Source organism: Ligilactobacillus salivarius, assembly GCF_035231985.1.
In the GTDB taxonomy this organism is placed as follows: Bacteria; Bacillota; Bacilli; order Lactobacillales; family Lactobacillaceae; genus Ligilactobacillus; species Ligilactobacillus salivarius.
This window is the reverse complement of record NZ_CP117983.1, coordinates 810,800-833,581: the sequence shown is the minus strand read 5'-3', so window position 1 is coordinate 833,581 and position 22,782 is coordinate 810,800. Positions and strand designations below refer to the sequence as shown.

Below are 22,782 nucleotides of genomic sequence, written 5' to 3'. Positions count from 1 at the left end.
CTATAATTCCTCTCTTTTTATTAATTCCAATGCTGATTACGAAATTGTTCCCTACCGCCCATTTCTTCTAAAGCATATCTTTCCGGATTTTTCTTGTAGAAATCCTGATGATATTCTTCTGCCTCATAGAAGGGTTTAGCATTTTCAATTTGTGTTACGATTGGCTTATCAAATTCTCCACTTTCAGCTAAGGCTTTCTTTGATTCTTCAGCAATTTTACGTTGCTCTTCATCATGAACAAAAATTACAGGGCGATAACTATCCCCTCTATCTTGAAATTGCCCCATTGCATCAGTCGGATCTGTTTGGCGCCAATAGATATTCACTAATTCTGCATAGGAAATGATTTCAGGATCAAAAACTATTTTTACAGCTTCTGTATGACCTGTTGTATGAGAACATACTTGCTCATAAGTTGGATTTTCAACAAAGCCCCCTGTATATCCTGAACGAACACTAATAATCCCCGGCATCTTATCAAACGGCTCTACCATACACCAGAAACATCCACCTGCAAAAATAGCAGTATCTTTACTCATATAAGTCACCTCGTTCATTAAACTCATTAGATTGATTATATCATGTTTTCTAATATTATTTTATCCTTTTTTGCCCTTCTTGACAGATTTCCAATAATGGACAAGTTTCACATTTAGGGGCTCTCGCCATACATTGATAGCGTCCCCAGAAAATCATTCGATGATGAGATTTTATCCAATCTTCTTTAGGAACCTTTGACATTAATATTCTTTCAGTCTCCCTAACTGTAGCATCTTCTGGAACTATTGCTAAACGCTTAGAAATTCTATGTACATGTGTGTCAACTGCAAAAGCAGGAACACCAAATCTCTCAGCTAATACAACATCCGCCGTCTTTCTTCCAACACCAGATAAGGACATCAACTCCTTATGTGTTTTAGGCACAACAGAATTAAAATTCTCCACTAGCATTTTCGAGCATTCTACTAAATATTTGGCTTTATTTTTATAAAGACCGATAGTCTTAATATATTTAGCAACTTCTTTTGGATCAGCCTTAGCCATATCTATCGGATATTTGTACCTATCAAACAATGCTGGGGTGATTTTGTTTACCGCTTTATCTGTGGTTTGTGCACTCAAGATAACAGCTAATAAAAAATGATAATCACTATCAGCTATTAATGAAGTTGTCGCATTTGGAAACATTTTTCCCATTTCTTGTAGCGCATATTGTGTTTCTTTACTATCTAACATATAATCTCCCCCACTTAATCCAACCACTTTGTCAATGGTATTTTAGGTTTGTTCTCTTTATTTTTATTATTGTCGCTTATTGTATTAATGTTTTCTTTCCTTTTTTCTCTAGCTTTCTTTAAATTTTCTACATCTACCTTAGATCTAATTCCTTGTTTTTCCCAACTGAGTAAAATCCTGTCAATATATTTTAAATTATATGCCTGACTTAAAACAGCTTCCCTCAAAGCAAGTAATATTAGGTCTGTTTTATATTTATCTTCTTCTATCCAATCATTTATCATTTCTAATTCTATTGGAGATAAATCCCTACCAAATTCTACTTGGAAAGCATTAAATATTTTTTGTCTATCTTTTTCTGCCGATACATTTAATAGTTCTTTTTTTTCTTCATCTATCAATGAATCTAGTTTTTGGTATAAGAAATCAAAACTATAACTGTCAGTTTTTTGTCCTTGTTGATTTACAATTGTTTCAATCTTCAGTATTTTTTTCTCTATTAAATTGTGTAATTGTGTATATACATCATTAACAGATATTTGCAAACTTTTAGCTATATTTTCTAGTTCAGGAAATGTTTCCCCTTTTTGAAGATAACTATTAAGTTGTAAGTACAAAATAAATTCCGTATCAGTCATTCCTAATTTCTTATAGTTTTTCAATACAAGGTTTGAAATTACCGTATTTCCTTGACGTAGAAACTCTCTTAATGTACTGTCCAATTTTTTATCACCCGTTTCTTAATTCACTACCTTGATTTAAACATATATTACTATTAAAAAGCAATTTAAAAAGGCCGATGAAAATTCATCAGACCTCTTCAAAATAAATTATGGATAAATCCTATTCAATAATCTTGGGAATGGAATTGCTTCACGAATATGATCTTCACCTGTAATCCAAGTTACAGCACGTTCTAATCCTAAACCAAAACCAGAATGTGGAACACTACCATATCTACGCAAGTCTAAATACCATTCATAATCCTTTACATCTAGGCCAGCTTTAATAATTTGTTCTTCTAAATACTTTGGATCTGTAGCACGTTCAGATCCACCAATGATTTCACCGTATCCTTCAGGTGCTAACATATCAGCACAAATTACTACATCATCACGAGTTGGATGTGGTTTCATGTAGAATGGCTTAATGGCTTTTGGATAGTTCATAACAAAAACTGGTTTACTAAAATGTTCAGCTAAATATGTTTCTTCAGGAGAACCGAAATCTTCTCCCCATTTTACATCTGGGAATTTACCAGATTGTTGCAATAATTCAATTGCTTCATCATAAGAAATACGTGGGTATGGTAATTCCGTATATCTCTTAAGAACTTCTGTATCTCTACCTAAGATTTGTAGAGGATATTGACAGTTATCTAAAACGCTTTGTACTAAATATGCAACATAACGTTCTTGAATTTCTAGACTTTCCTCTTGATGCATGAATGCCATTTCAGGTTCAATCATCCAAAATTCAATCAAATGGCGACGTGTCTTAGATTTTTCAGCACGGAAAGTAGGACCAAATGAAAATACTTTTCCATAAGCCATTGCTCCAGCTTCTTCATATAACTGTCCAGATTGTGATAGATATGCATCTCTGTCAAAATATTCTGTATGGAACAATTCAGTTGTTCCCTCTGGTGCACTACCAGTCAAAATAGGTGCATCTAATTTAATGAAACCTTCTTTGTTGAAGAATTCATAAGTTGCACGAATCATTTCATTACGAATTTGCATAATAGCAAATTGTTTCTTAGAACGTAGCCATAAATGGCGATGGTCCATCAAAAAGTCTGTACCATGTTCTTTGGGTGTAATAGGATATTCATTACTTTCACCAACAACTTCTATTTCTTCAATTTCGATTTCATATCCGAAATGTGAACGTTTATCTTCATGAATGACACCTGTAACATACAAACTAGTCTCTTGCTTTACTTCCTTAGCAAGAGCAAATGTTTCCTCACTAACAGCATTTTTCACAACTACTCCTTGGAAATATGCTGATCCATCACGTAATTGTAAAAAAGCAATTTTCCCACTGGAACGTTTATTAGTAAGCCATACACCTATTTTTACTTTTTCGTTAACATGGTGTTTAGCATCAATAATACTAATCGTCTTCACTAATATAACCTCCTATTTTCTTTCTTCAACAAACATTTTAATGCGCTTTACCGCTTCTTCAAGATCATCTAAACTTGCAGCATAACTTATTCTAATGTAATCAGACATTCCAAATGCAACTCCTGGAACCACAGCAACATGTACCTTCTCTAATAAAAATTCTGCAAATTCAGAGACATTACTACAACCTACAAACTCTGCCGCTTTAGCAACATTAGGAAATAGATAGAAAGCTCCTTGAGGTTTTGAATCAAACACAAATCCCGGAATTCCTTTAAGTTCTTCATAGATCTTATTTAATCTTTCTTCATAAGCCTCTCGCATAGTTGACACACTACTTTGATCACCATTTAAAGCCTCTAAAGCTGCATATTGGCTAACTGCTGTCAAATTACTTGTAGAGTGTCCAGCTACTGCAGCAATCTTTTTAATAAACTCTGCATCAGCTACCGCATACCCAACTCTCCAGCCTGTCATCGCATAAGATTTAGATAATCCACTTACTAAAATTGTCTGTTTTCTAATATCATCGCTTAAATCCATTAATGATACGAACCGAGTACTATTATAAACCAACTTTCCATACATGTCATCACAAATTATAACTATGTCATTCTTTACAGCCCAATTTCCAATTTCTTCCAATTCTTCTTTTGTATATACTAAACCGGATGGATTTTGTGGTGAATTTAAGATCATCGCTACTGTTTTGTCTGTTCTAGCACTTTCTAAATCTGATGCTGTTACTTTTAGTCCCTTACTTGGTTTAACAAATACAGGTTTTCCATCCGATAATTTAATTTGCTCACCATAACTTACCCAGTATGGGAGTGGAATAATCACTTCATCTCCCTGATTTAGCAAGCATTGTGCTATAGCATATAAAGCAAATTTCCCACCAGTTGTAACAGCAACATTATCACTCGTAAAGTTAGTATTGTAATCTTTGTTAGTAACCTCTGCTACTTTTTCTCTCAATTCCTTAATACCTAATACAGGAGTATATGAATCTGCTTTCCCATTATTAATTGCAGCAATAGCAGCATCTCTTATATTCTTAGGTGTTTGGAAATCAGGTTCTCCTACCGTTAAATTAATTACATCAATTCCTTCAGCACGCATTGCATTAGCTCTAGTTGATAGTGCAAGCGTTGCAGATGGTTGTATATTTTTAGCTCTTTGTGAAATTTGCATAGATAACTGCCTCCAAATTATATGTTTTGAATGGATTTTATGATCTTTCCAGTTTTAAAACTTATCAAATCATAACAAATATTATTTTGATTATTCAAATATGTTACTTCCCAAACAGGTTTGTTATTTACCAATCCTAAGGAAGTTTTTACTATCTTTTTAGGATTTCTTTCTACCTTAACGATATTCTTAGCTTTATTTACAGAAATCCCCTTATCTTGTGCATATATATTTACTTTTTTGCCATTTTGAGAAGTAATAACATATACCTCTTGACCACGCTTATTTGTACCATAAATAGTGTAATAAGTCTGTTTTCTATTAAACACATAAAAGTCTTCAACTTTTCTTACGTTACCATATTTCTTAGCCACCAAATAAGCTTCTTTTTTTGCTTGAGCTTGCGGGCTTTGAGCTTTTGCGTAACCTAAAATTATTAAAAGAACAATAATAATAATTGTGCTCCAAAAATAAAATTTCTTATTTATCTTTGAATCATGTTTTCTTCTCAATTTTCTCACCAAAATTTCTATTTGATTCTATACTATTAAATCATTAGTATCTGAGCAATATTATACAATAAAAAAAGCAAACTTTAAAATTCAAAATTAATAAAATATGTGTAAAAAGCTCATATTTCCCCCTTATTCACCAAAAAATGAAGTAATTTCTTTTAGTAAATCATCAATTTTTAAACTTTTAAGAGTAACTCCATCTGGAAACGAACTAATAAATTTTTCCCCATAGTTTTTATTGGCAATTCTTGAATCAAGTAATACAAATATTCCTTTATCTTTAGGCGTTCTTATTAATCTTCCCCACCCTTGTTGCAATCTTAAAATTGCCTCTGGTAAAGCTAAATTATAAAATGAATTAATCCCTTTCTTCTCTAATTTTCTATACCTAGCTTTATTAAGGACAGTATCTGGAGACTGGAACGGCAATCGTGTGACTATTACCATCTCTAAATTATTTTCAGGTAAATCAATACCTTCCCAAAAAGCGCCTGCTCCTAATAAAATTTTTCCTTCTCCTAGCATAAATCTCTTTTTAATTTTTTCTACACTACCAGTTATACCTTGCGCTAAAATCTCACGTTTACTTCCAATTTTCTTAACTAACTTAGGATAAACTGATTCAATTATTTCTAATGAATTAAATAATATCATTGTCTGTCTATTATTATTCAGCAATATTTTCTCTAAATCACGAGATAAATACTCTATGTATTCTTTTTTTGAAATCGACGTTATATCCGGAGTATCTTTTAAAATGTAGGCTCTAGTTTGTTTGCTATAATCAAAAATATTATCGTATTTCTTAATCTTAACCTGACCATTAAGATCTAATTGTCTAAACATGTAACCCCTAGTTTCTTTCATAGCTAGATTTGCACCTACCAGCAAAACTGTAGAAAATTTTTGATATACCTTATTATTTAAGAAGTTCTCACCATCTAACATGATAAAATTCAAACGTAAATGTCCATTTTCTTGTTTATATGGATATGTCAACCAGATAAACTCTGTTTCCAATTCATCTTCCAATCTATTTAAATCTAGATATGACCAACTTTTCATTTCGTTTAATAAAAGATTAAGTAACTTTTGATAATCATTTATTAACTGAATTTCATCCAATCCTAATCTCCCAGTAACAATGGCCATGCTATACTTTTGAGAAAATTTATTTTGAAGCCTTTTTAAATTTCTTAAAGCTTTCTCAATTTTTTTGAATATAAATAAATTTGCCTTAATCATTCCTCTAAGATTCAAAGGTTTTATTGGAACTTCAACATATACATCTGATGCTTTGTTCATATTTGAATTAAGATAAGTCATAAAAATTTCTCTTAGATTCATTATTTCATAGTCTATAGTTTGAATTGGTCTTATTAACTCAGTATATTGTGCTTTAGTAATAAAATTTATCTCTACCAAGTCTCTAAATGAAAAAGATAATTGTGATTCCATTTTTACTAGTAATGAATCAGAAATTATTTTTATTTGATCAAAATCTATTATTTTTCTGTTTTCTTTAAGCAAATTATCATTCAGGTGCTGTGCTTCATCAACTATTAATACTGTGTCATTTCCACCTAATTTATCAACATGACTTAATAAATAAGCATGATTTGTAATAATTATATTCGCATGTCTTCTCAAAATTTCTTGCCGCTTTAAAAAGTCTACTGAATAAAATGCACTTTTTTTATTCAGTCCTCTTATCCCATGATGCTCTATTTGTGCAAAAATTGTATCTTGCATACTCAATAAGTTAAGTTCTTCCATATCGCCAGTTGAAGTTTCCATAAGCCAAACTAATAAAGTCATCTGTATTTGAGTAGCCTTTTTTGACTGAGGAATAGATAAACTTTGGTAGAATTTATCTATATCAATATAATGCTGGCTTCCCTTTAAATTCACAATATTCAAATTAAAAGGAATAACTTCTTTTAACATTGATATATCCTTATCTATTAACTGATTTTGTAAAGTTGTAGTAGCAGTACTTATTACAACTTTTTCTTCAGTAGCTTTATATGCAATAGGCATTAGATAGCCTAATGTTTTGCCAATCCCAGTTGCAGCATCATATACATATTTTTTTGATCTTTTTTCATTCAAGTCATTATTAATATCATCCATCATTTTTATTTGACTAGAACGCCATTCCAAGACTTCAGAAAAAAGATTTTGCTTTTCATCCTTTGTCTCAGGATATTCTTGTTTTGATATTTTTTCGTCTATGAGTTTAGGCCTTTTTAAGACAATATCTTCTACAACCATTAAATCATTAGGTAACTTCTCTTCTCTATCCTTTTTATTAAGGTATACTTCATTAAAAAATTTACCTGTTTGAGCAATTAAAGAATCTCCCATTTTCGCTAATCTTTGCAATAGAATTAAGGGAAAAGTTTCAATTCTCTTTTTTAAATTAATTAATAATTCAGCTGTTGCTTTAGTATCACTATCCGCTTTATGAGGATGTATATGAGAAAGTTGTAGATACTTACTAATATCTATTAACCTATATGAGACTAATGTTGGATAAATTATTTGTGTCAGTTGAACTGTATCCATCATTGGTAATTCCAATTCTGGGTACCCAGCTCTTTCCAATTCAGAACTCAAAAAACTATAATCAAAGTTCACGTTATGCGCTACAAAAGTTGTATTCTGCAACATCGCATAAATTGTTCCTGCAACTTCATCGAAATATGGCGCGTACCGTACATCTTTATCTTTTATTCCTGTAAGTTTCTTTACTTCAACTGGAATAGGCATTCCTGGATTTATTAAGGTAGAAAAATGATTTACAATTTTATTTGATTGTACAAAATCACAGCTAAATTGAATTATTTTATCGCTACCATCTTGTTTAGGACCTGTAGTTTCTAAATCAACCACTGCATATATTCTTTCTTTTATCATTAATCTCACCTTCATTGCTAAAAATTCTCAATCAACTTAATCTTAGCATAATTTCCTATTACCAGTATACATACTTTACTGTTCCAAGTACTTTTTACAGATACCTACTCCCTATTTCTTTATCTAAATTTAAAAATATTCTTTTAAAAATCCCTAGCTATATTATTGTTTATATCATTAATAACATGTATAATTACACTGTTTGTACTACTTATAGAGGTATATAAAAATTCGAAGGGAGAAGAGTGATTTGCATATATTTCATGATGCTAAGGGTTCTAGTCATGCAAAAATTATTTTAATTGGTGAACATGCTGTCGTATATGGTCATCCAGCAATCGCTCTGCCATTAAAAACCGTAACCGCAACTGCAAGTATTAAAGTTATACCATCATCAAGTGAACAAACTATTACAAGTTCTTACTATGATGGTTCAGTTGATGATATGCCTAAAAATATGCTCGGTATTAAGAAACTAATTTTAAAATTAGTTTCTGACTTACGTATAGAAAATGGATTTGAGTTACATTTATCCAGTCAATTACCCGCAGAAAGAGGTATGGGATCCTCAGCTGCCGTTGCGATTTCTATTATTCGTTGTTTTTACAACGCTACCGATACTAGAATTAATCATAAAAAACTATTATCATACGCTGATATTGCTGAAAAAGTTACTCATAACAATCCTAGCGGTTTAGATGCTACAACTAGTGCTAGCGATAATCCTATCTGGTTAATTCGTAATAAAGAAATTACACCTATTCCAATTAACCTGGATGCTTATCTACTAATTAGTGATAGTGGTATTAAAGGTCAAACAAGTGAAGCAATAAAAATTGTTAAAGATCAACTTAATACAGACGAAATATCAACTTCATCAAAGTTAGCTGCATTAGATAGATTAGCACAAACCACTAGAGATCAACTGGCTAATAATGATATAGTAGGACTCGGAAAAACATTTACTTTAGCCCAAAAAGATTTGATTTCTTTAGGTGTCAGCACTCCTAAATTAGATAATCTTATTAATATAGCACTTAAAAACGGTTCACTAGGCAGTAAACTTACTGGTGGTGGTCGTGGTGGATGTTTTATCAGTTTATTGAAGACAAAAAAAGAGGCAGAAGTACTTGCTAAAATTTTAAATCAACACGGGGTTACTAAAAATTGGATAGAGCCCCTATCGAATCTTTAGGAGGAATTTATCGTGTCCAATCATTCCACTGCACGAGCACACACAAATATTGCATTAATTAAATATTGGGGAAAAAAAGATACAGAGTTTATTCTACCTATGAATAATTCTTTATCACTAACTTTGGATCATTTCTATACTGATACTTCAGTTACTTTTGATTCAAGTTATACTAAAGATACTTTTATTCTGAATGGAAAAGAAATTCCTAACGAAAATGTGCATAAATTTTTGAATATCGTTCGAGAAAAAGCTGGTATTTCAGAATTCGCCAAGGTTAACTCAACTAATCATGTTCCTACAACTGCTGGATTAGCATCTTCCGCTTCTGCTTTTGCTGCATTAGCTGCTGCTGCAAGTAAAGCTAGTGGTATGAATTTATCTCGTCGCGATTTATCTCGTTTAGCTAGACGTGGATCGGGATCAGCTACTCGCTCTATTTATGGTGGTTTTGTTGAATGGCAAGCAGGTGATAATGATCTAAATTCTTATGCTGTTCCATTTATTGAAAATGTGTCTTGGGACATAAAAATGATTGCAGTTGTTATAAATAGTAAACCAAAAAAAATAACTTCGCGTGCTGGTATGCAAACTGTTGTTAATACTTCTCCTTATTATAATTCTTGGATAAAAGAGGCTAACCGCTCTATTCCATTGATGAAAGAAGCTATTAGCAAACAAGATTTTACCACTATGGGTGAATTAGCCGAAGAAAATGCTATGAAGATGCATGCTTTAAATTTAAGCGCTCATCCACATTTTAGTTATTTTTCTCCTGAAAGTATTCAAGTTATGAATCTTGTAGAAGAATTACGTTCAATGGGAGTTGAATGTTATTACACCATGGATGCTGGTCCAAATGTTAAAATTATTTGTCTAGGAAAAGATACTGCTAGTATCACTTCCTTTTTACAAAAAAATCTTCCTAACACTGAAGTTTTAGTTTCTTCAGCGGGACCAGGTGTACAATATCTTGATTAATTTACAAAGAAAGGTTATGATGTTTTGATTTCTGTCAAAGCTCCAGGAAAATTATACATTGCTGGTGAATATGCTGTTGTTGAAACTGGACAACCAGCTATTCTAGTGGCTTTAGATCAATTTGTATATGTAAATTTAGAAAAGAGTAATGATTTAGGGTCAATCATTTCTAAACAATATAAAGAAAACTCTTTATATTGGAAACGAGAAGGTAATCAAATTATTTTTGATAATCGAGACAATCCATTTCATTATATTTTATCTGCTATTAATTTAGTCGAAGAATATGCCCAAAGTCTAGGTAAAAAAATGGAATTCTATCATCTAAAAATTGATAGTGAATTAGATAGTCCTGATGGAAAGAAATATGGACTTGGTTCTTCTGCTGCGGTCACTGTAGCAACTATTAAAGCTCTATCTGAATTTTATGAACTAAATTTATCAAAAGAGCATCTTTTCAAACTAGCTTCCATTGCTCATTTAAATGTTCAAGGAAACGGTTCTTTAGGGGATATCGCTGCTAGTGTCTACGGTGGTTGGATAGCTTATCATTCTTTCGATAAAGAATGGCTTAAAGTCGCTCAAAGATCCTACACAATTTCCGAACTTTTAGATTTAAATTGGCCTAATTTGAAAGTTACTCAATTGACTCCACCTGATAACTTAAATCTTCTAATAGGTTGGACTGGATCTCCTGCATCAACTTCACATCTAGTAGATGCAGTTGCTCTTCATAAGGCTAATAATCAAAATAAATACAATCATTTTTTAGAAAATAGTTGGAAATGTATCGATACAATGATTACTGGTTTTAAGGAAAATTCTCTATCCAAAATTCAAGAATCATTAATATATAATCGTGAATTACTCCGAAATTTAGCTAGTTTGAGTTCTGTAGAAATCGAAACTCCCCTACTAACTAAACTTATCACTTCTGCAGAAAAATTTGGTGGAGCAGCAAAAACTTCTGGTGCTGGTGGAGGAGATTGTGGTATTGTTCTAATTGATAAATCTATGAATGTTGAGCCATTATTTACTTATTGGAAAGAAAATGGAATAGTCCCATTATCATTGCACGTTTATCAAGATTAATTACAGGAGATTATTATGAAAATTCATCAACATCGCAAAAATGAACATCTTTCTTTAGCTGAAAAATTTTTTAAAACTCAATCATCTAATCAGTTAGATGAAGTTCAATTAATTTATAGTAACTTACCTGAGTTAAATTTATCAGATATAGATATAAGAAGTACGCTAGTTGGTAAAGATATTCCTGTCCCCTTTTTTATTAACGCAATTACTGGAGGAAGTCCACAAACTGATGATATAAACTATAAATTAGCAACTGTTGCTGCTAAAGCAAATATACCTATGGCCTGTGGCTCTCAAAGTATTGCTTTAAAATATCCTAGTTTATCACCAAATTTCAGTAAAATAAGGCAACTAAATCCAAATGGCTTTTTGTTAGGTAACCTTGGAGCCGGCCATTCTTACTCAAACTTCAATGTTGCTCAACAAATGATTGATGCTAATGCAATGGAACTGCATCTTAATGTTTCTCAAGAATTAGTCATGCCTGAAGGCGATACTGAATTTATGTGGAAAGATAATATTCGTGAAATAGTTAATAATTCATCATTTCCTTTACTTGTTAAGGGTGTTGGACAAGGATTAACTCCTATAACTATTAAAGAATTAGCTGATATTGGTGTTAAGTATATCGATCTTTCTGGCAAGGGTGGTACTAATTTTATAGAAATTGAAAATCGTCGCCGTAAACAAAAAGAATTAGCATTTTTGCAAGATATTGGTATGACTACTGCTCAATCCTTAGTAGCTGCTAAACTTGTAGATGAAGACATTTCTTTCACTGCCTCTGGCGGAATTAGAAATTCTCTTGATATAGTAAAATGTTTAGTTTTAGGAGCTGACAATGTTGGTATTTCTGGCCTATTTTTACATATTTTATTACGTCAAGGAACTGAGAGTTTAATTGAATATATAACTAATTTAAAAGTTGAAATTAAAAAAATTATGTTGATGCTAGGTTGTAAAACTATTGACGACTTACATAAATTACCAGTAATTTTAAGCTCTGAGTTATTAGTTTTTAAAAAGCAAATGACTGAGTTATTAAAAAATAAAGGTTGGGATTAAAAATCTCAACCTTTATTTTTTATACGCATATTTTGTCAAAAATAATTGAAACAACAATTCTGGATTCTGACTACTTGTTTTTAACTTTTCTTCTATTTCGGCCAAACCTAAGTAAGCAGATTTCAAACTATTATTGCTAAATTTACGAGCATTCTGCATAGCTAATTTCACTCTAAAGGGATGAACTTTTAAAGTTGAGGCAATACTTCCTTGATCATAACTATGCTTCTGTAATATTTTAACTTGTAAAAGTAATCTAAATTGTCCAATTAAGATCGCATTTATTTTTATTGGCTCTTCTTTTTGTTCTAAAAGTTCATGATATAATTCAAATGCTTCTTTTATCTTTTTATCACGAACAAAATCTACCAAGTCAAAAACATTTTGTTCCAGCGATTTTGTAACTAATCCATCTACCTCACTAATTGTAATCTTTTTAGTATTAACAGTTGCTATTATTAGTTTAGAAAGTTCATTCATTATTTTAGAGAAATTAGCATTGGTTAATTGAATTAATCTGTCTATTGCTCTTTTTTCAATTATAACTTTTTTCTCATCACAATATTTTATAAGATATTGTCTTATCTCAGATTCATTCAATGAGGAAGTATTCACTATTTCAGCTTTTGACTTTAACTCTTTAACTACTTTCTTACGTGAATCTAACTTCTCATAACTTGCTAATACTACTAACAAAGTATCTGGAGAAGGATTTTGCAAATATCCTATCAATTCATTTACATCTTGTTCGATAGAATGCTTCTTTGTATCCCCTGTTAAAAAATATGGATGAGTAATAATCACCAATCTTTTTTCACTAAAAAAAGGAGCAGAAATTGCATCTGCTATTGCGGTTGCAATCGAAGTAGTTTCCATATCATAAATTGCGGCATTAAATTCCCTATCACTTTCAGGAATATAGTTCCAAAATAATTCTTTAACTTTATTATTAAGATATGTATCTTCCCCTAAAACTAAATAAACATTTTTTAGACTATTATTTTCTATTTCTTTGCGCAACTCATCTACTTTCACTTTTCTATCTCACTTTCTAATTAATATTTTTCCATATTTAGTACTCATAAAAAATTTGTCTTTAGACACATTTACTACTTTTATCATTCCCTTATCGGAAGTCATTAAATACGGAATACCATTTGCATTTAATGTCCTCAATGTTTCAATATTAGGATGTCCATACCTATTATTAAGACCTACCGAAATAATAGCATATTGAGGTTTTAAAATTTTTACAAATTGATCTGCAGTTGATGTTTTACTCCCGTGGTGTCCTACTTTTAAAATATCACACCGTAAATCAGGGTACTTTTCTATTACTTTTATTTCATTTTCTTGATCTAAATCACCCGTAATTAAAAAAATTAGCCTGCCCATAGTATATTTTAGAACTATAGAATCTTCATTTTTCCCTTTTCCTTCAACAAATGGATGTAAAATATCTATTCTTTCTTTAGAAAGATCACTAGTATCAGTAATAGGCTCTACCACTTTATCATTACAGATATTCGATTCATTCAATCTTTTATTAAAACTTGATAATTTCTCCATTCCTAAAGGAACCAAAATTTTTTTGATCTTTATTTTTTGACTAATACTTGGAAAATTACCAACATGATCTGCATCTTGATGTGTTAAATAAAGCTTATCTATCGAATTAATTCCTTTACTTAACAGATAATTGACTATAACCCTTTCGCCACTAGTCTGGCTTACCCTACTTCTCCATTTTTCATGCTTAAAACTAACTTTCCCACCTGTATCTACTAAAATTACTTGATTATTATTTTTTTCTCTGATTAGAGTAGCATCACCTTGCCCGATGTCAAAGTAAACTAATTCGTCTTTATTTCGATGTATTTGACTATATGAAAAAATATATACCAATACTTGTAGATAAATAATTACATTTTTTCTCCTGCTAACTTCTAAACAGATCATAAGTGATAGCAATAGTATAACTACCGTTAGATACGGTTTCCCAAAAGTTATCATAGGTGAACTATCTGCTAATTTCTCAAAGAAGATCGAAATTAAAAACAAAATAGTATTACTAATTTTTGAGAAGACATTTAATAGTACTCCTATTATTGTAAATGGTAGAATTATATATTCAAAAATTGGAATAATGCATATAGATAGAAAAGTAGTTAGTACATTCCATTGATATGTATGCCATAACATTAATGGTATACTATATCCACTCATCTTTATACCAATCTTTATGCTATTTTCTTCCTCATTTAGAATTAAAACTAACGTCAACAAATAGCTTAACTGCATCCCCATAGTAAATAATATCATTGGTGAATATAATAGGTTTATAATTATCGTCAATGACCATGAAGTTAATTTATCTATCTTTATTGATAAAAAATATCTACTAAATATAGGTATCCATACCATAAATACTGCACGTATAATACTTGATGAAGAACCTGCTAAAATCATATATATGGGAAGACAAATGATCAACCACATATCTACCGTCTCTGCTGTTATCCGTAGTATTTGTGCTAATTTTTGCAGAATTCTCACTAAATAAAAAACATGCATTCCTGATAAACTAAAAAGATATAACAAGCCTAATTCTTTGATACTACTATTTACATCATCAAATCTATCATCCCTATACCCTACTATTAAGGCTGTTGAATATCCTCGTAAATACTTAGGAAATAATTGTAGATAACATATTATACTTTTTCTTAAATCATGTAATTTACATAAAAGTTTATATTTAGAGGGAACTTTATTATTTTCTAAACTTATATGTTTAACAGTTAACCCATTATATATCTTTTTACTTTGACAAAATTTTTTATAATCAAATTCATTTTCATTAGTAGGAGGAGAAATTCCTTTAATTTTTCCTGTTACAGTATATACATCACTATTTATTTGTTTTTTTAAATAATTTTGCTCTGCTTTAGATTTTAAATAATAATAAGTACATATCTGTTGTTTTCCTTCTAACCATCTTCCTGTTAATGTCAGTAAATCTCCGTTAACTTTTATATTATCTGCATATACCAAAATATGCTGGTTTTTAACACTTAATTCTTGTTTTATTTCTCTACTTTTACTACATTGATAGTAATTAAAAATATATGTTATACATCCTAGGCACCATATTAAACAAATGTTTACTATACAAATACTTTTAGTACATAAAATCCTCAAACAAATTAAACATAGTACCACTATAAAAATATAATTGAATTCAAAAAATAGTAATTCAATAACCACTAAAAGAATTGCACAGAAAAAAATAACAATCCTGTACAATAATTTTTATTCCTAATTTTCTGCAATATTTATTGAAACTGTATTTAAATACTTAGGTTCAACTTTAACTTGTTCAACTGCTACTTTTTTTCGTTTCAATAATCTTATCGCATAATCGTCATTATGATAATTACGCATATAATATATTTTCTTTATACCTGCTTGTAACAATGATTTAGTACATTGTAAACAAGGAAAATCTGTAACATAAATTTCTGCCCCATCTGTTGGAATTCCAAATTTTGAACATTGTAATACTGCATTCATTTCTGCGTGAATTGTTCGTAAACAGTGTCCATCAACAACGTAACAACCTACGTCAATGCAATGATCATCACCAGAAACAGCTCCGTTGTATCCTCCAGCAATTACACGCTTATCCCTAACTAAAATTGCTCCAACTGATAATCTTTCGCATGTTGATCTTAATGAAAGCAATACTGCTTGTAACATAAAATACTGATTCCAAGGTATTCTTTTATCGGTCATAAAATTCACCATCCAAATATGTTTTTATTTAGTATAACATAGTTTAAACTGTTAATTTATCTGAGATTGCAGCAAATGTTTTATCTCCTATACCGGAAACATTCTTTAGTTCATCAATTGTTTTAAATTTGCCGTGCTCATCGCGATATGAAATAATCAGCTCAGCTTTCTTGTCTCCTATTCCATTCAATTGTGTTAACTGTTCTTTAGTAGCAGTATTAAGATTTATTTTATTGTTATCTTCGGTTTCCTCGGTTGTATTGCTATTACTTGTATCACTACTCATAGTGTTTTCCGATTGCAATTCTATAATTACATCACCAGTATAGTTTTCTCCTTGCTTGGGCACATAAATCATCATTTGATCACTTAATTTATGTGCATAATTAAGCTTACTAACATCCGCATTATTTTCTAATCCTCCAGCTTGTTGAATAATATAAGCTAGTCTTTGATTTGGTTTTGCTTTATACAGACCTGGATGTTTAACAGCTCCTTTAATATCTACAAATATTTCCTTCCTAGCTACACTAGATTTAACTTGCGGCACAGATGTAGAAACTTTACTTATTTGAGATGTACTGCTACTAGATATTTCAAAAGTATCACTATCTGAGTGTCTAGTAGGTAAAACAAAAATTAGTGTTACAATTATTGCTATTACAATGGTTACTATTTGCCATTTATTATTTTCTAGAAACTCTTGAAGTTTTTCTTTTATCTCTTCTTTCATCACTTATTCCTTTCTTAAGTTCCCTCTAAGATTAATAAATACGCAAAAAAAAATTTTTTTCAAAAAAATACAAAAAAACAAGCCTCCATCGAGACTTGTTTAAAATATAAATTACATTTCATTAGGAGCTTTTACACCTAATAAACGTAAGGATTCTTTTAATGTAGTAGCAACACTTTGTACTAATGCTAATCTTGCATTCTTTTCAGCATCATCATTCAAAATTCTAGAATGTGCATAGTATTTATTAAATGCTTTCGCTAAATGAATTGCATATTTTGCAACAACAGAAGGTTCATATTCACTAACAGCTTTCTTTACTGTTTCAGGGAAAGCAGCTAATAAACGTAATGTTTGCCATGCTTCTGGATCACTAATTTCTAAGTTATCAGAATCTAACTCTAAATTGCCTGCTTTACGTAATATACTCATGGCACGAGCATGTGAGTATTGTACGTATGGTCCAGTTTCTCCTTCAAAACGAACAACTTCATCTAAGTTAAAGTCGAAACTGTTAATTCTTTCATTCTTCAAATCATGGAAGACAACAGCACCTACACCTACTGCTTCTGCCACTTCTTCCTTGTCAGCAAGGTTTGGATTCTTTTCTTCGATTTGCTTATTAGCTAATTTAACAGCATCATCTAAAACTTCTTCTAATAAAATTACACGTCCAGAACGAGTAGATAACTTCTTACCACCGGATGTAATCAATCCAAATGGAATATGATGAATATCATCTGACCAATCGTATCCCATTTCTTTTAAAACAGCTTTCAATTGCTTAAAATGGTTAGTTTGTTCTTGACCTACTACGTATAATGATTGTACGAAATCATATGTACGGTAACGATATAATGCAGCAGCTAAATCACGAGTAATATATAGTGTTGCTCCGTCTGTTTTTCTAATTAAAGCAGGGTTTAAATCGTATTTTTCTAAATCTACAATTTCTGCCCCTTGACTTTCTTTTAATAATCCCTTTTCTTGAAGCAAGTCTGTAATTTCATCCATTTTATCATTATAGAATGCTTCACCATTATATGAATCAAAAGTAATATTTAAGCGATCATATACTTCAGTAAATTTCTTTAGAGATTCTTCACGGAACCATTTCCAAAGTTTAAGTGCTTCTTCATCACCATCTTCTAACTTTTTAAACCATTCACGTGCTTCTTCATCCAATTCAGGATTATTAACATCTTCTTCATGGAAACGAACATAATACTTCAATAAATTATTGATTGGGTCAGCTTTAACTTCTTCTTCACTTCCCCATAGTTTATATGCAACAATTAATTTACCAAATTGTGTTCCCCAGTCACCTAGATGATCTATTTTTATTGGCTTATAATTTACTTTTTCAAGTAATAATGCTAAAGAATTACCGATAACTGTAGAACGTAGATGTCCCATTGACATTGGCTTTGCAATATTAGGTGAAGACATATCAATAGGAACATTTCCACCATGACCTAAATCTTGGTTACCATAAGCAGAACCTTCAGATAAAACTTCAGATAATATATCTTTACTGAATTCTTTTTTATCTAAAAAGAAATTTACATATGGTCCTACTGCTTCTACCTTTTCAAATCCTGTTTGATCAATCTTTTCAACCAATTCACTAGCTATCATTTGTGGTGCTTTACGTAATACTTTTGATAATACAAAAGCAGGAAATGCATAATCCCCTAAATTAAGTGTCTTAGGTTTTTCTATCTTAGCTAAAATATCTTCTTGTGATAATTTTCCATCAACAGCTTGTTCAATAACTTGAGCAACTTTAACTTTATAATCCATGTTGTCCTCCCATATAAAAATAAAAAAACTCCTGCATAATAATATGCAAGAGACGAGAAATTCCCGCGGTACCACTCTACTTGATTAGTAATCCACTCAAAAAATATTAAATTGTTATTCTAAGAAACGCGATTCATTTACTTCCATTATCCAACTCACACCAACTTGGACTCGCTTAGAACTTTCATAAACTACTAATTTCTATCATAGAATAGTCAAAACCACAGGGAAAACTCATTCTCTGTTATAAATCATAATAAACTACTGAAGACATGATAACAAAACTTAATCTATAGGTCAATCTATCTATGATTTTTTTATTTATTTCTTGAAATTTACTGAAGTTTAATTTAATATGTAAGAAAATTTTCTATTTTTGGAGGTTCCACATGAGCTACTCGATCCTATTATTTGATATTGATGATACCTTATTGGATTTTCATGCTACTGAAAATCGAGCTCTAGAATTACTTTTTGAAAAGCATGGAATTAAATTAACTGATACTGTAAAAGATAATTATGTAAAATTTAATCAAAGTCTATGGAAAAAATTAGAATTGGGAGAAATTAGTAGACAAGAACTCATGACTAATCGTTTTACTACTTTCTTTAAAAAGGAATTTAATCTTAATATCGATGGACTTAGTTTGAATAGAGAATACTTAGAGTTCTTATCAACTGGTACTGATACTATTCCTGGAGCAAAAGATTTACTTTCTACTTTAAAAAAATCTGGGCATAAATTATACGTCGTTACAAACGGTATAGATTTTGTTCAAGAACGTCGTTTACGCAACACCGGATTCAATTCGTTTTTTGATGATATCTTTATTTCTCAAAAAATTGGCTATCAAAAACCAGATGCTAGATTTTTTAAGAACGTATTTAATGAGCTATCTGAATTCAATCCTGATGATACGCTTATTATTGGTGACTCACTTACATCTGACATTCAAGGTGGGCACAATGCTAACATAGACTCTATTTGGTACAATCCTAAATCATCTCCTATTGATAAGAAAATTACCCCTACTTATCAAGTAAATAAATTACAGGATATTTTACAAATTGTTGGTTAATTGTCTTGCATATTCAAATAAAATTTGCTAATATTCTTAGGATAATTAGTAATATAAGGAGATTTTTATGGAAACTAAGTTTGAAATTGGCGATCGCGTTAAATGTAAAAAATTTGCTTCTTTAACTCATGACTTTATCGGTACAATTGAAAAAATTTATGAAAATTCTGCAATGGTTACAATTGTAGAACATGATAAAGCAGACTCTGTTGTAGTAACTGATTTTCATAATCGTGCTGTAGTTCGCCTTTCTGATATGAAAAAAGTAGCAGCTTAATATATACTGACATTGATAAATTTTTATGTTATACTTATCAATGTCTTGCGGGTATAGTTTAGTGGTAAAACTTCAGCTTCCCAAGCTGGTGTCGCGAGTTCGATTCTCGTTACCCGCTTATTGATTTATCAAGTCTTTGACGCATTACTAGTAATAAGTATTGTACATTAGGGTCCGAAAGGGTGTCCGAAAAAATTTTATATAACTTTGATTTTTCTTTTCTATAATCATTTTACATTAGGTAAAAATAATAAATTTAATAAGTACAAAAATAAGCTCATCCAATCCTTTTAAGGACTAGATGAGCTTTATTATTTATTCAAATTTCCCCCAGCTACTTGTACGTTTGCCACCAGAACTTTCTCCAGTTGGCAAGTAACCGTATTGTCCATTTCCACGAGGTTGTCTGATCCATACATATCCACCGGAATGGCAGAAAGCATCATACTTAACAACTGAACCTTTTGGAAGAACACCAATTTTAGCAGACTTAGTTGTGGCTCCCCAGCGTAAAACTATCCCTTCGGTAACAGTGATGGTAAATTTTCCATCTTCTTTGTACCAAACATCACCTAGATTGTCAGTCCAAGAATCATAAGTAACTGCTTGTGGCTTTGGTTTAGGTGTATTTACAACTGATTCAGAATTTGTCGTAACATGACGCTCTGTATAGAATCCAGAGAAATCATAAGACATATCAACTTTAACTCCATTAACTGTCCAACTAGAACTAAATTGCCATGTACCAACGTTATTAACTCCTGGTTGAGATACACCATAGTTGGCCACCCATTTATTCTTGGCCAAGATTATATCAGGATTTAATGTTCCATTCCAAAACCAAGATGCCATACTATAGTAATCAACATTAGGATAGCCACAATCTTTTACATATTGTAAGAATGCATTAGTTTTAGCATTCAAATTTGGTGTGATTTCACTGGCTTCTAAATCAACCGCCATAACACTATCTGTACCAATTCCCATACGTTTAGCAGTTGTAACAAAGAAATCAGCTTCATTTTTAGCGTCTTGAATGCTTGTATAACGTGCAAAGTGATATGCATTTACTAATAATCCCGCTTTACGTGCGTTAATGATTTGGTTTTGAGCTTTTGGATTGATATAGGCTGTTCCATCTGCACTACCTTCTGTTAATTTAACGATCACTGCTTTAACTCCTTGAGATGCTAAAGCTTTAAAGAAACCTAAATCTTCTGGTTGAAAACTAGCAACATCTGCAACTAAATTTACCATGTTATTTGTCCTCCTTATGTCCTTTATACTTTCCTGTGAGCTTATCAAAATCAGCAGGATTATAATCATCTTGAGCTTTGGCCAAGTATCTTTTAGCCACACTATCAACGATACGACGTATCCACACTACATTAATATGCATAGCTTGTAGATTTTCTAAAATAGAAACTAAATACTGATATCCCCAAGCAATAGTTATCAACTGTGCAAAATAGTTTAAATCGATTGAAATAAAAAAAGGATAGATTGATAATACCAAGTACACTGTCAAAATGTGCTTGGCAATACCATACCATCCTTTTGTGCTATTAGTCATATCTGGTGTATGTTTTGCTTTTTGGCCTTTAATAATACCGGTCAAAATATCTGTTAGTACTAGCCATACAAAAGCAACAATAATTGGATTATCAATCATCTCTATTGTATGGCTATATAGTTGTTCGTGAAATAAAATCTCTATCATCTCCTTTGAATATGTGAAAATAATCGTTGTATCACGACTAACTCCACGCTTTATTTCCCAGCTTTCGCCTTTTCCCATTCGCGTTTATAATAATCTTGTGATACAAGCATTATATTTTTTTGAACCGTTGTATCATATAATATGTTATCAAATCTACTTTTATCTTTTATATTATTCCATATAGTTACTATAGATGACACCCATCTACCACAATCTTCTATACAATTTACAAATTGACTATTATCGTCATTAGAACTTAATTGTAATAATAACTTATTAATTATTAATTGTATTTCCTGATTTAATTTTGACAATTCATCTTCCTTAAAAGAAATCTCTTTTTCCTTTCCATTTTCTTTTAAATATACCAACTCTTTTAATTTAAACAAACATTTATCACAATCTAGTATCAACTTTGCTATATTATTTCTATGTTCTTTTATCCACTCTATCCTAGCCTTGGAAACTGTATTATAATAGTTATTTTTATGAGTTGAATATATATTATAGATAAAAGTTCCTAAACCTACTATTGCAGTTATAGATACCCATTGAAAACCTTTATCAGTGACAAATAATATTTTAAAAAAAGAAATAATAGGTCTTATGAATATAACTATATTTATTAAAATAATACTCCAAATTATACCTACACAATATACATGCTTTTGCAAATATCTAATTATTGTAGGAATTCTATAATTTGGATAATTTTTATAATTACTTTCTTTTATTTCTTCTACTGTATATAATTTAAACTCATTATTCATCCAATTCTCTCCTCCAAAAATAGAATTAACTCAAAAATTATACTCTATTTTCAGAAGAAATTCTACCTCCCACCCACCGCTAAATTAAAGTAATTCTTTTATGAAATCTGAAATCATTGGTGCTATCCTTTTGTGACCATTAGTATTAAGATGTGTTCTGTCTGTTGAGCTAGTACCATGGTAGAATTCAGAAATAAAATTGTTATCCCACGGTCTTAATGTTGAATTATGATATAAATCTAGTACTGGCACTGAAGTGCCTTACAATTGTTA

The 22,782-nt window shown here is 30.9% G+C and carries 22 protein-coding genes and 1 tRNA gene; 7 read left to right on the top strand and 16 right to left on the bottom strand.

Features of this window, described 5'->3' with window-relative positions:
- Positions 1 to 20 precede the first annotated feature (20 nt).
- The 7 genes from msrA to PTA89_RS04165 form a co-directional block, all read right to left on the bottom strand.
- Positions 21 to 539 carry a peptide-methionine (S)-S-oxide reductase MsrA gene (msrA, locus tag PTA89_RS04195; protein ID WP_003703770.1) on the bottom strand — a complete coding sequence of 173 codons (519 nt, stop codon included), beginning with the start codon at positions 537 to 539 and terminating at the stop codon, positions 21 to 23.
- A gap of 55 nt (positions 540 to 594) precedes the next feature.
- Positions 595 to 1,236: an endonuclease III gene (gene nth / locus PTA89_RS04190; protein ID WP_003703792.1), complete on the bottom strand. Its 642-nt coding sequence runs from the start codon at positions 1,234 to 1,236 to the stop codon at positions 595 to 597.
- 14 nt (positions 1,237 to 1,250) lie between these two features.
- Entirely contained in the window at positions 1,251 to 1,958 is a 708-nt protein-coding gene (locus tag PTA89_RS04185) for a DnaD domain protein (RefSeq protein ID WP_003710003.1), read from the bottom strand.
- A 108-nt stretch (positions 1,959 to 2,066) separates the two neighbouring features.
- Entirely contained in the window at positions 2,067 to 3,368 is a 1,302-nt protein-coding gene (asnS, locus tag PTA89_RS04180) for an asparagine--tRNA ligase (RefSeq protein WP_003700078.1), read from the bottom strand.
- A 12-nt stretch (positions 3,369 to 3,380) separates the two neighbouring features.
- Positions 3,381 to 4,562 carry a pyridoxal phosphate-dependent aminotransferase gene (locus PTA89_RS04175; RefSeq protein WP_268857585.1) on the bottom strand — a complete coding sequence of 394 codons (1,182 nt, stop codon included), beginning with the start codon at positions 4,560 to 4,562 and terminating at the stop codon, positions 3,381 to 3,383.
- A gap of 17 nt (positions 4,563 to 4,579) precedes the next feature.
- Positions 4,580 to 5,083 carry a cell wall elongation regulator TseB-like domain-containing protein gene (locus PTA89_RS04170; protein WP_268857586.1) on the bottom strand — a complete coding sequence of 168 codons (504 nt, stop codon included), beginning with the start codon at positions 5,081 to 5,083 and terminating at the stop codon, positions 4,580 to 4,582.
- Between the two features lie 123 nt (positions 5,084 to 5,206).
- Positions 5,207 to 7,996, bottom strand: coding sequence for a helicase C-terminal domain-containing protein (locus PTA89_RS04165; RefSeq protein WP_268857587.1), 2,790 nt, complete (start codon positions 7,994 to 7,996; stop codon positions 5,207 to 5,209).
- A 250-nt stretch (positions 7,997 to 8,246) separates the two neighbouring features.
- On the opposite strand from PTA89_RS04165, the gene mvk reads away from it, so the two are divergent.
- From mvk to fni, 4 genes are read left to right on the top strand one after another with little or no spacing between them, the layout of a single operon-like run.
- Positions 8,247 to 9,191, top strand: a complete 945-nt coding sequence (gene mvk / locus PTA89_RS04160) for a mevalonate kinase (protein WP_268857588.1) — start codon at positions 8,247 to 8,249, stop codon at positions 9,189 to 9,191.
- A 12-nt stretch (positions 9,192 to 9,203) separates the two neighbouring features.
- Positions 9,204 to 10,172: a diphosphomevalonate decarboxylase gene (gene mvaD, locus PTA89_RS04155; protein WP_081534105.1), complete on the top strand. Its 969-nt coding sequence runs from the start codon at positions 9,204 to 9,206 to the stop codon at positions 10,170 to 10,172.
- Between the two features lie 24 nt (positions 10,173 to 10,196).
- On the top strand, positions 10,197 to 11,264 hold the full coding sequence (locus tag PTA89_RS04150) for a phosphomevalonate kinase (protein ID WP_069469408.1): 1,068 nt from the start codon (positions 10,197 to 10,199) through the stop codon (positions 11,262 to 11,264).
- Between the two features lie 15 nt (positions 11,265 to 11,279).
- Positions 11,280 to 12,332, top strand: a complete 1,053-nt coding sequence (fni, locus tag PTA89_RS04145; protein ID WP_069469409.1) for a type 2 isopentenyl-diphosphate Delta-isomerase — start codon at positions 11,280 to 11,282, stop codon at positions 12,330 to 12,332.
- A 12-nt stretch (positions 12,333 to 12,344) separates the two neighbouring features.
- Here fni and holA read toward each other — a convergent pair whose 3' ends face one another.
- The 5 genes from holA to argS form a co-directional block, all read right to left on the bottom strand.
- Positions 12,345 to 13,367: a DNA polymerase III subunit delta gene (gene holA, locus PTA89_RS04140; RefSeq protein ID WP_081537946.1), complete on the bottom strand. Its 1,023-nt coding sequence runs from the start codon at positions 13,365 to 13,367 to the stop codon at positions 12,345 to 12,347.
- Between the two features lie 9 nt (positions 13,368 to 13,376).
- A complete protein-coding gene (locus PTA89_RS04135; protein ID WP_324177459.1) occupies positions 13,377 to 15,554 on the bottom strand; it encodes a DNA internalization-related competence protein ComEC/Rec2 in 2,178 nt (725 codons plus the stop codon).
- Positions 15,555 to 15,650: 96 nt separating this feature from the next.
- Positions 15,651 to 16,127 (bottom strand): ComE operon protein 2, encoded by a 477-nt coding sequence (locus PTA89_RS04130; protein WP_003706127.1) that lies wholly within the window; start codon positions 16,125 to 16,127, stop codon positions 15,651 to 15,653.
- A 43-nt stretch (positions 16,128 to 16,170) separates the two neighbouring features.
- On the bottom strand, positions 16,171 to 16,860 hold the full coding sequence (locus tag PTA89_RS04125; RefSeq protein WP_087366223.1) for a helix-hairpin-helix domain-containing protein: 690 nt from the start codon (positions 16,858 to 16,860) through the stop codon (positions 16,171 to 16,173).
- 111 nt (positions 16,861 to 16,971) lie between these two features.
- Positions 16,972 to 18,663, bottom strand: a complete 1,692-nt coding sequence (argS, locus tag PTA89_RS04120) for an arginine--tRNA ligase (protein WP_003706123.1) — start codon at positions 18,661 to 18,663, stop codon at positions 16,972 to 16,974.
- Positions 18,664 to 19,052: 389 nt separating this feature from the next.
- Between argS and PTA89_RS04115 the strand changes: the two genes are divergently transcribed.
- From PTA89_RS04115 to PTA89_RS04105, 3 genes are all read left to right on the top strand, one after another.
- Positions 19,053 to 19,742 carry a YjjG family noncanonical pyrimidine nucleotidase gene (locus PTA89_RS04115; protein ID WP_003709981.1) on the top strand — a complete coding sequence of 230 codons (690 nt, stop codon included), beginning with the start codon at positions 19,053 to 19,055 and terminating at the stop codon, positions 19,740 to 19,742.
- 67 nt (positions 19,743 to 19,809) lie between these two features.
- Positions 19,810 to 20,019: a hypothetical protein gene (locus tag PTA89_RS04110; RefSeq protein ID WP_003700056.1), complete on the top strand. Its 210-nt coding sequence runs from the start codon at positions 19,810 to 19,812 to the stop codon at positions 20,017 to 20,019.
- 47 nt (positions 20,020 to 20,066) lie between these two features.
- A tRNA-Gly gene (locus tag PTA89_RS04105) sits at positions 20,067 to 20,137 on the top strand.
- Between the two features lie 197 nt (positions 20,138 to 20,334).
- Here PTA89_RS04105 and PTA89_RS04100 read toward each other — a convergent pair.
- The 4 genes from PTA89_RS04100 to PTA89_RS04085 form a co-directional block, all read right to left on the bottom strand.
- Positions 20,335 to 21,276 carry a GH25 family lysozyme gene (locus PTA89_RS04100; protein WP_324177434.1) on the bottom strand — a complete coding sequence of 314 codons (942 nt, stop codon included), beginning with the start codon at positions 21,274 to 21,276 and terminating at the stop codon, positions 20,335 to 20,337.
- A 1-nt stretch (position 21,277) separates the two neighbouring features.
- The gene (locus tag PTA89_RS04095) at positions 21,278 to 21,817 is read right to left on the bottom strand and encodes a phage holin family protein (protein WP_324177433.1); all 540 of its coding nucleotides are present in this window, start codon (positions 21,815 to 21,817) and stop codon (positions 21,278 to 21,280) included.
- Positions 21,790 to 22,509, bottom strand: a complete 720-nt coding sequence (locus PTA89_RS04090) for a hypothetical protein (protein ID WP_324177432.1) — start codon at positions 22,507 to 22,509, stop codon at positions 21,790 to 21,792. The genes PTA89_RS04095 and PTA89_RS04090 overlap by 28 nt, the downstream gene beginning before the upstream one ends.
- An 84-nt stretch (positions 22,510 to 22,593) precedes the next feature.
- Complete coding sequence (locus PTA89_RS04085) at positions 22,594 to 22,761, bottom strand: hypothetical protein (RefSeq protein ID WP_324177431.1); 168 nt, start codon at positions 22,759 to 22,761, stop codon at positions 22,594 to 22,596.
- Positions 22,762 to 22,782 lie beyond the last annotated feature (21 nt).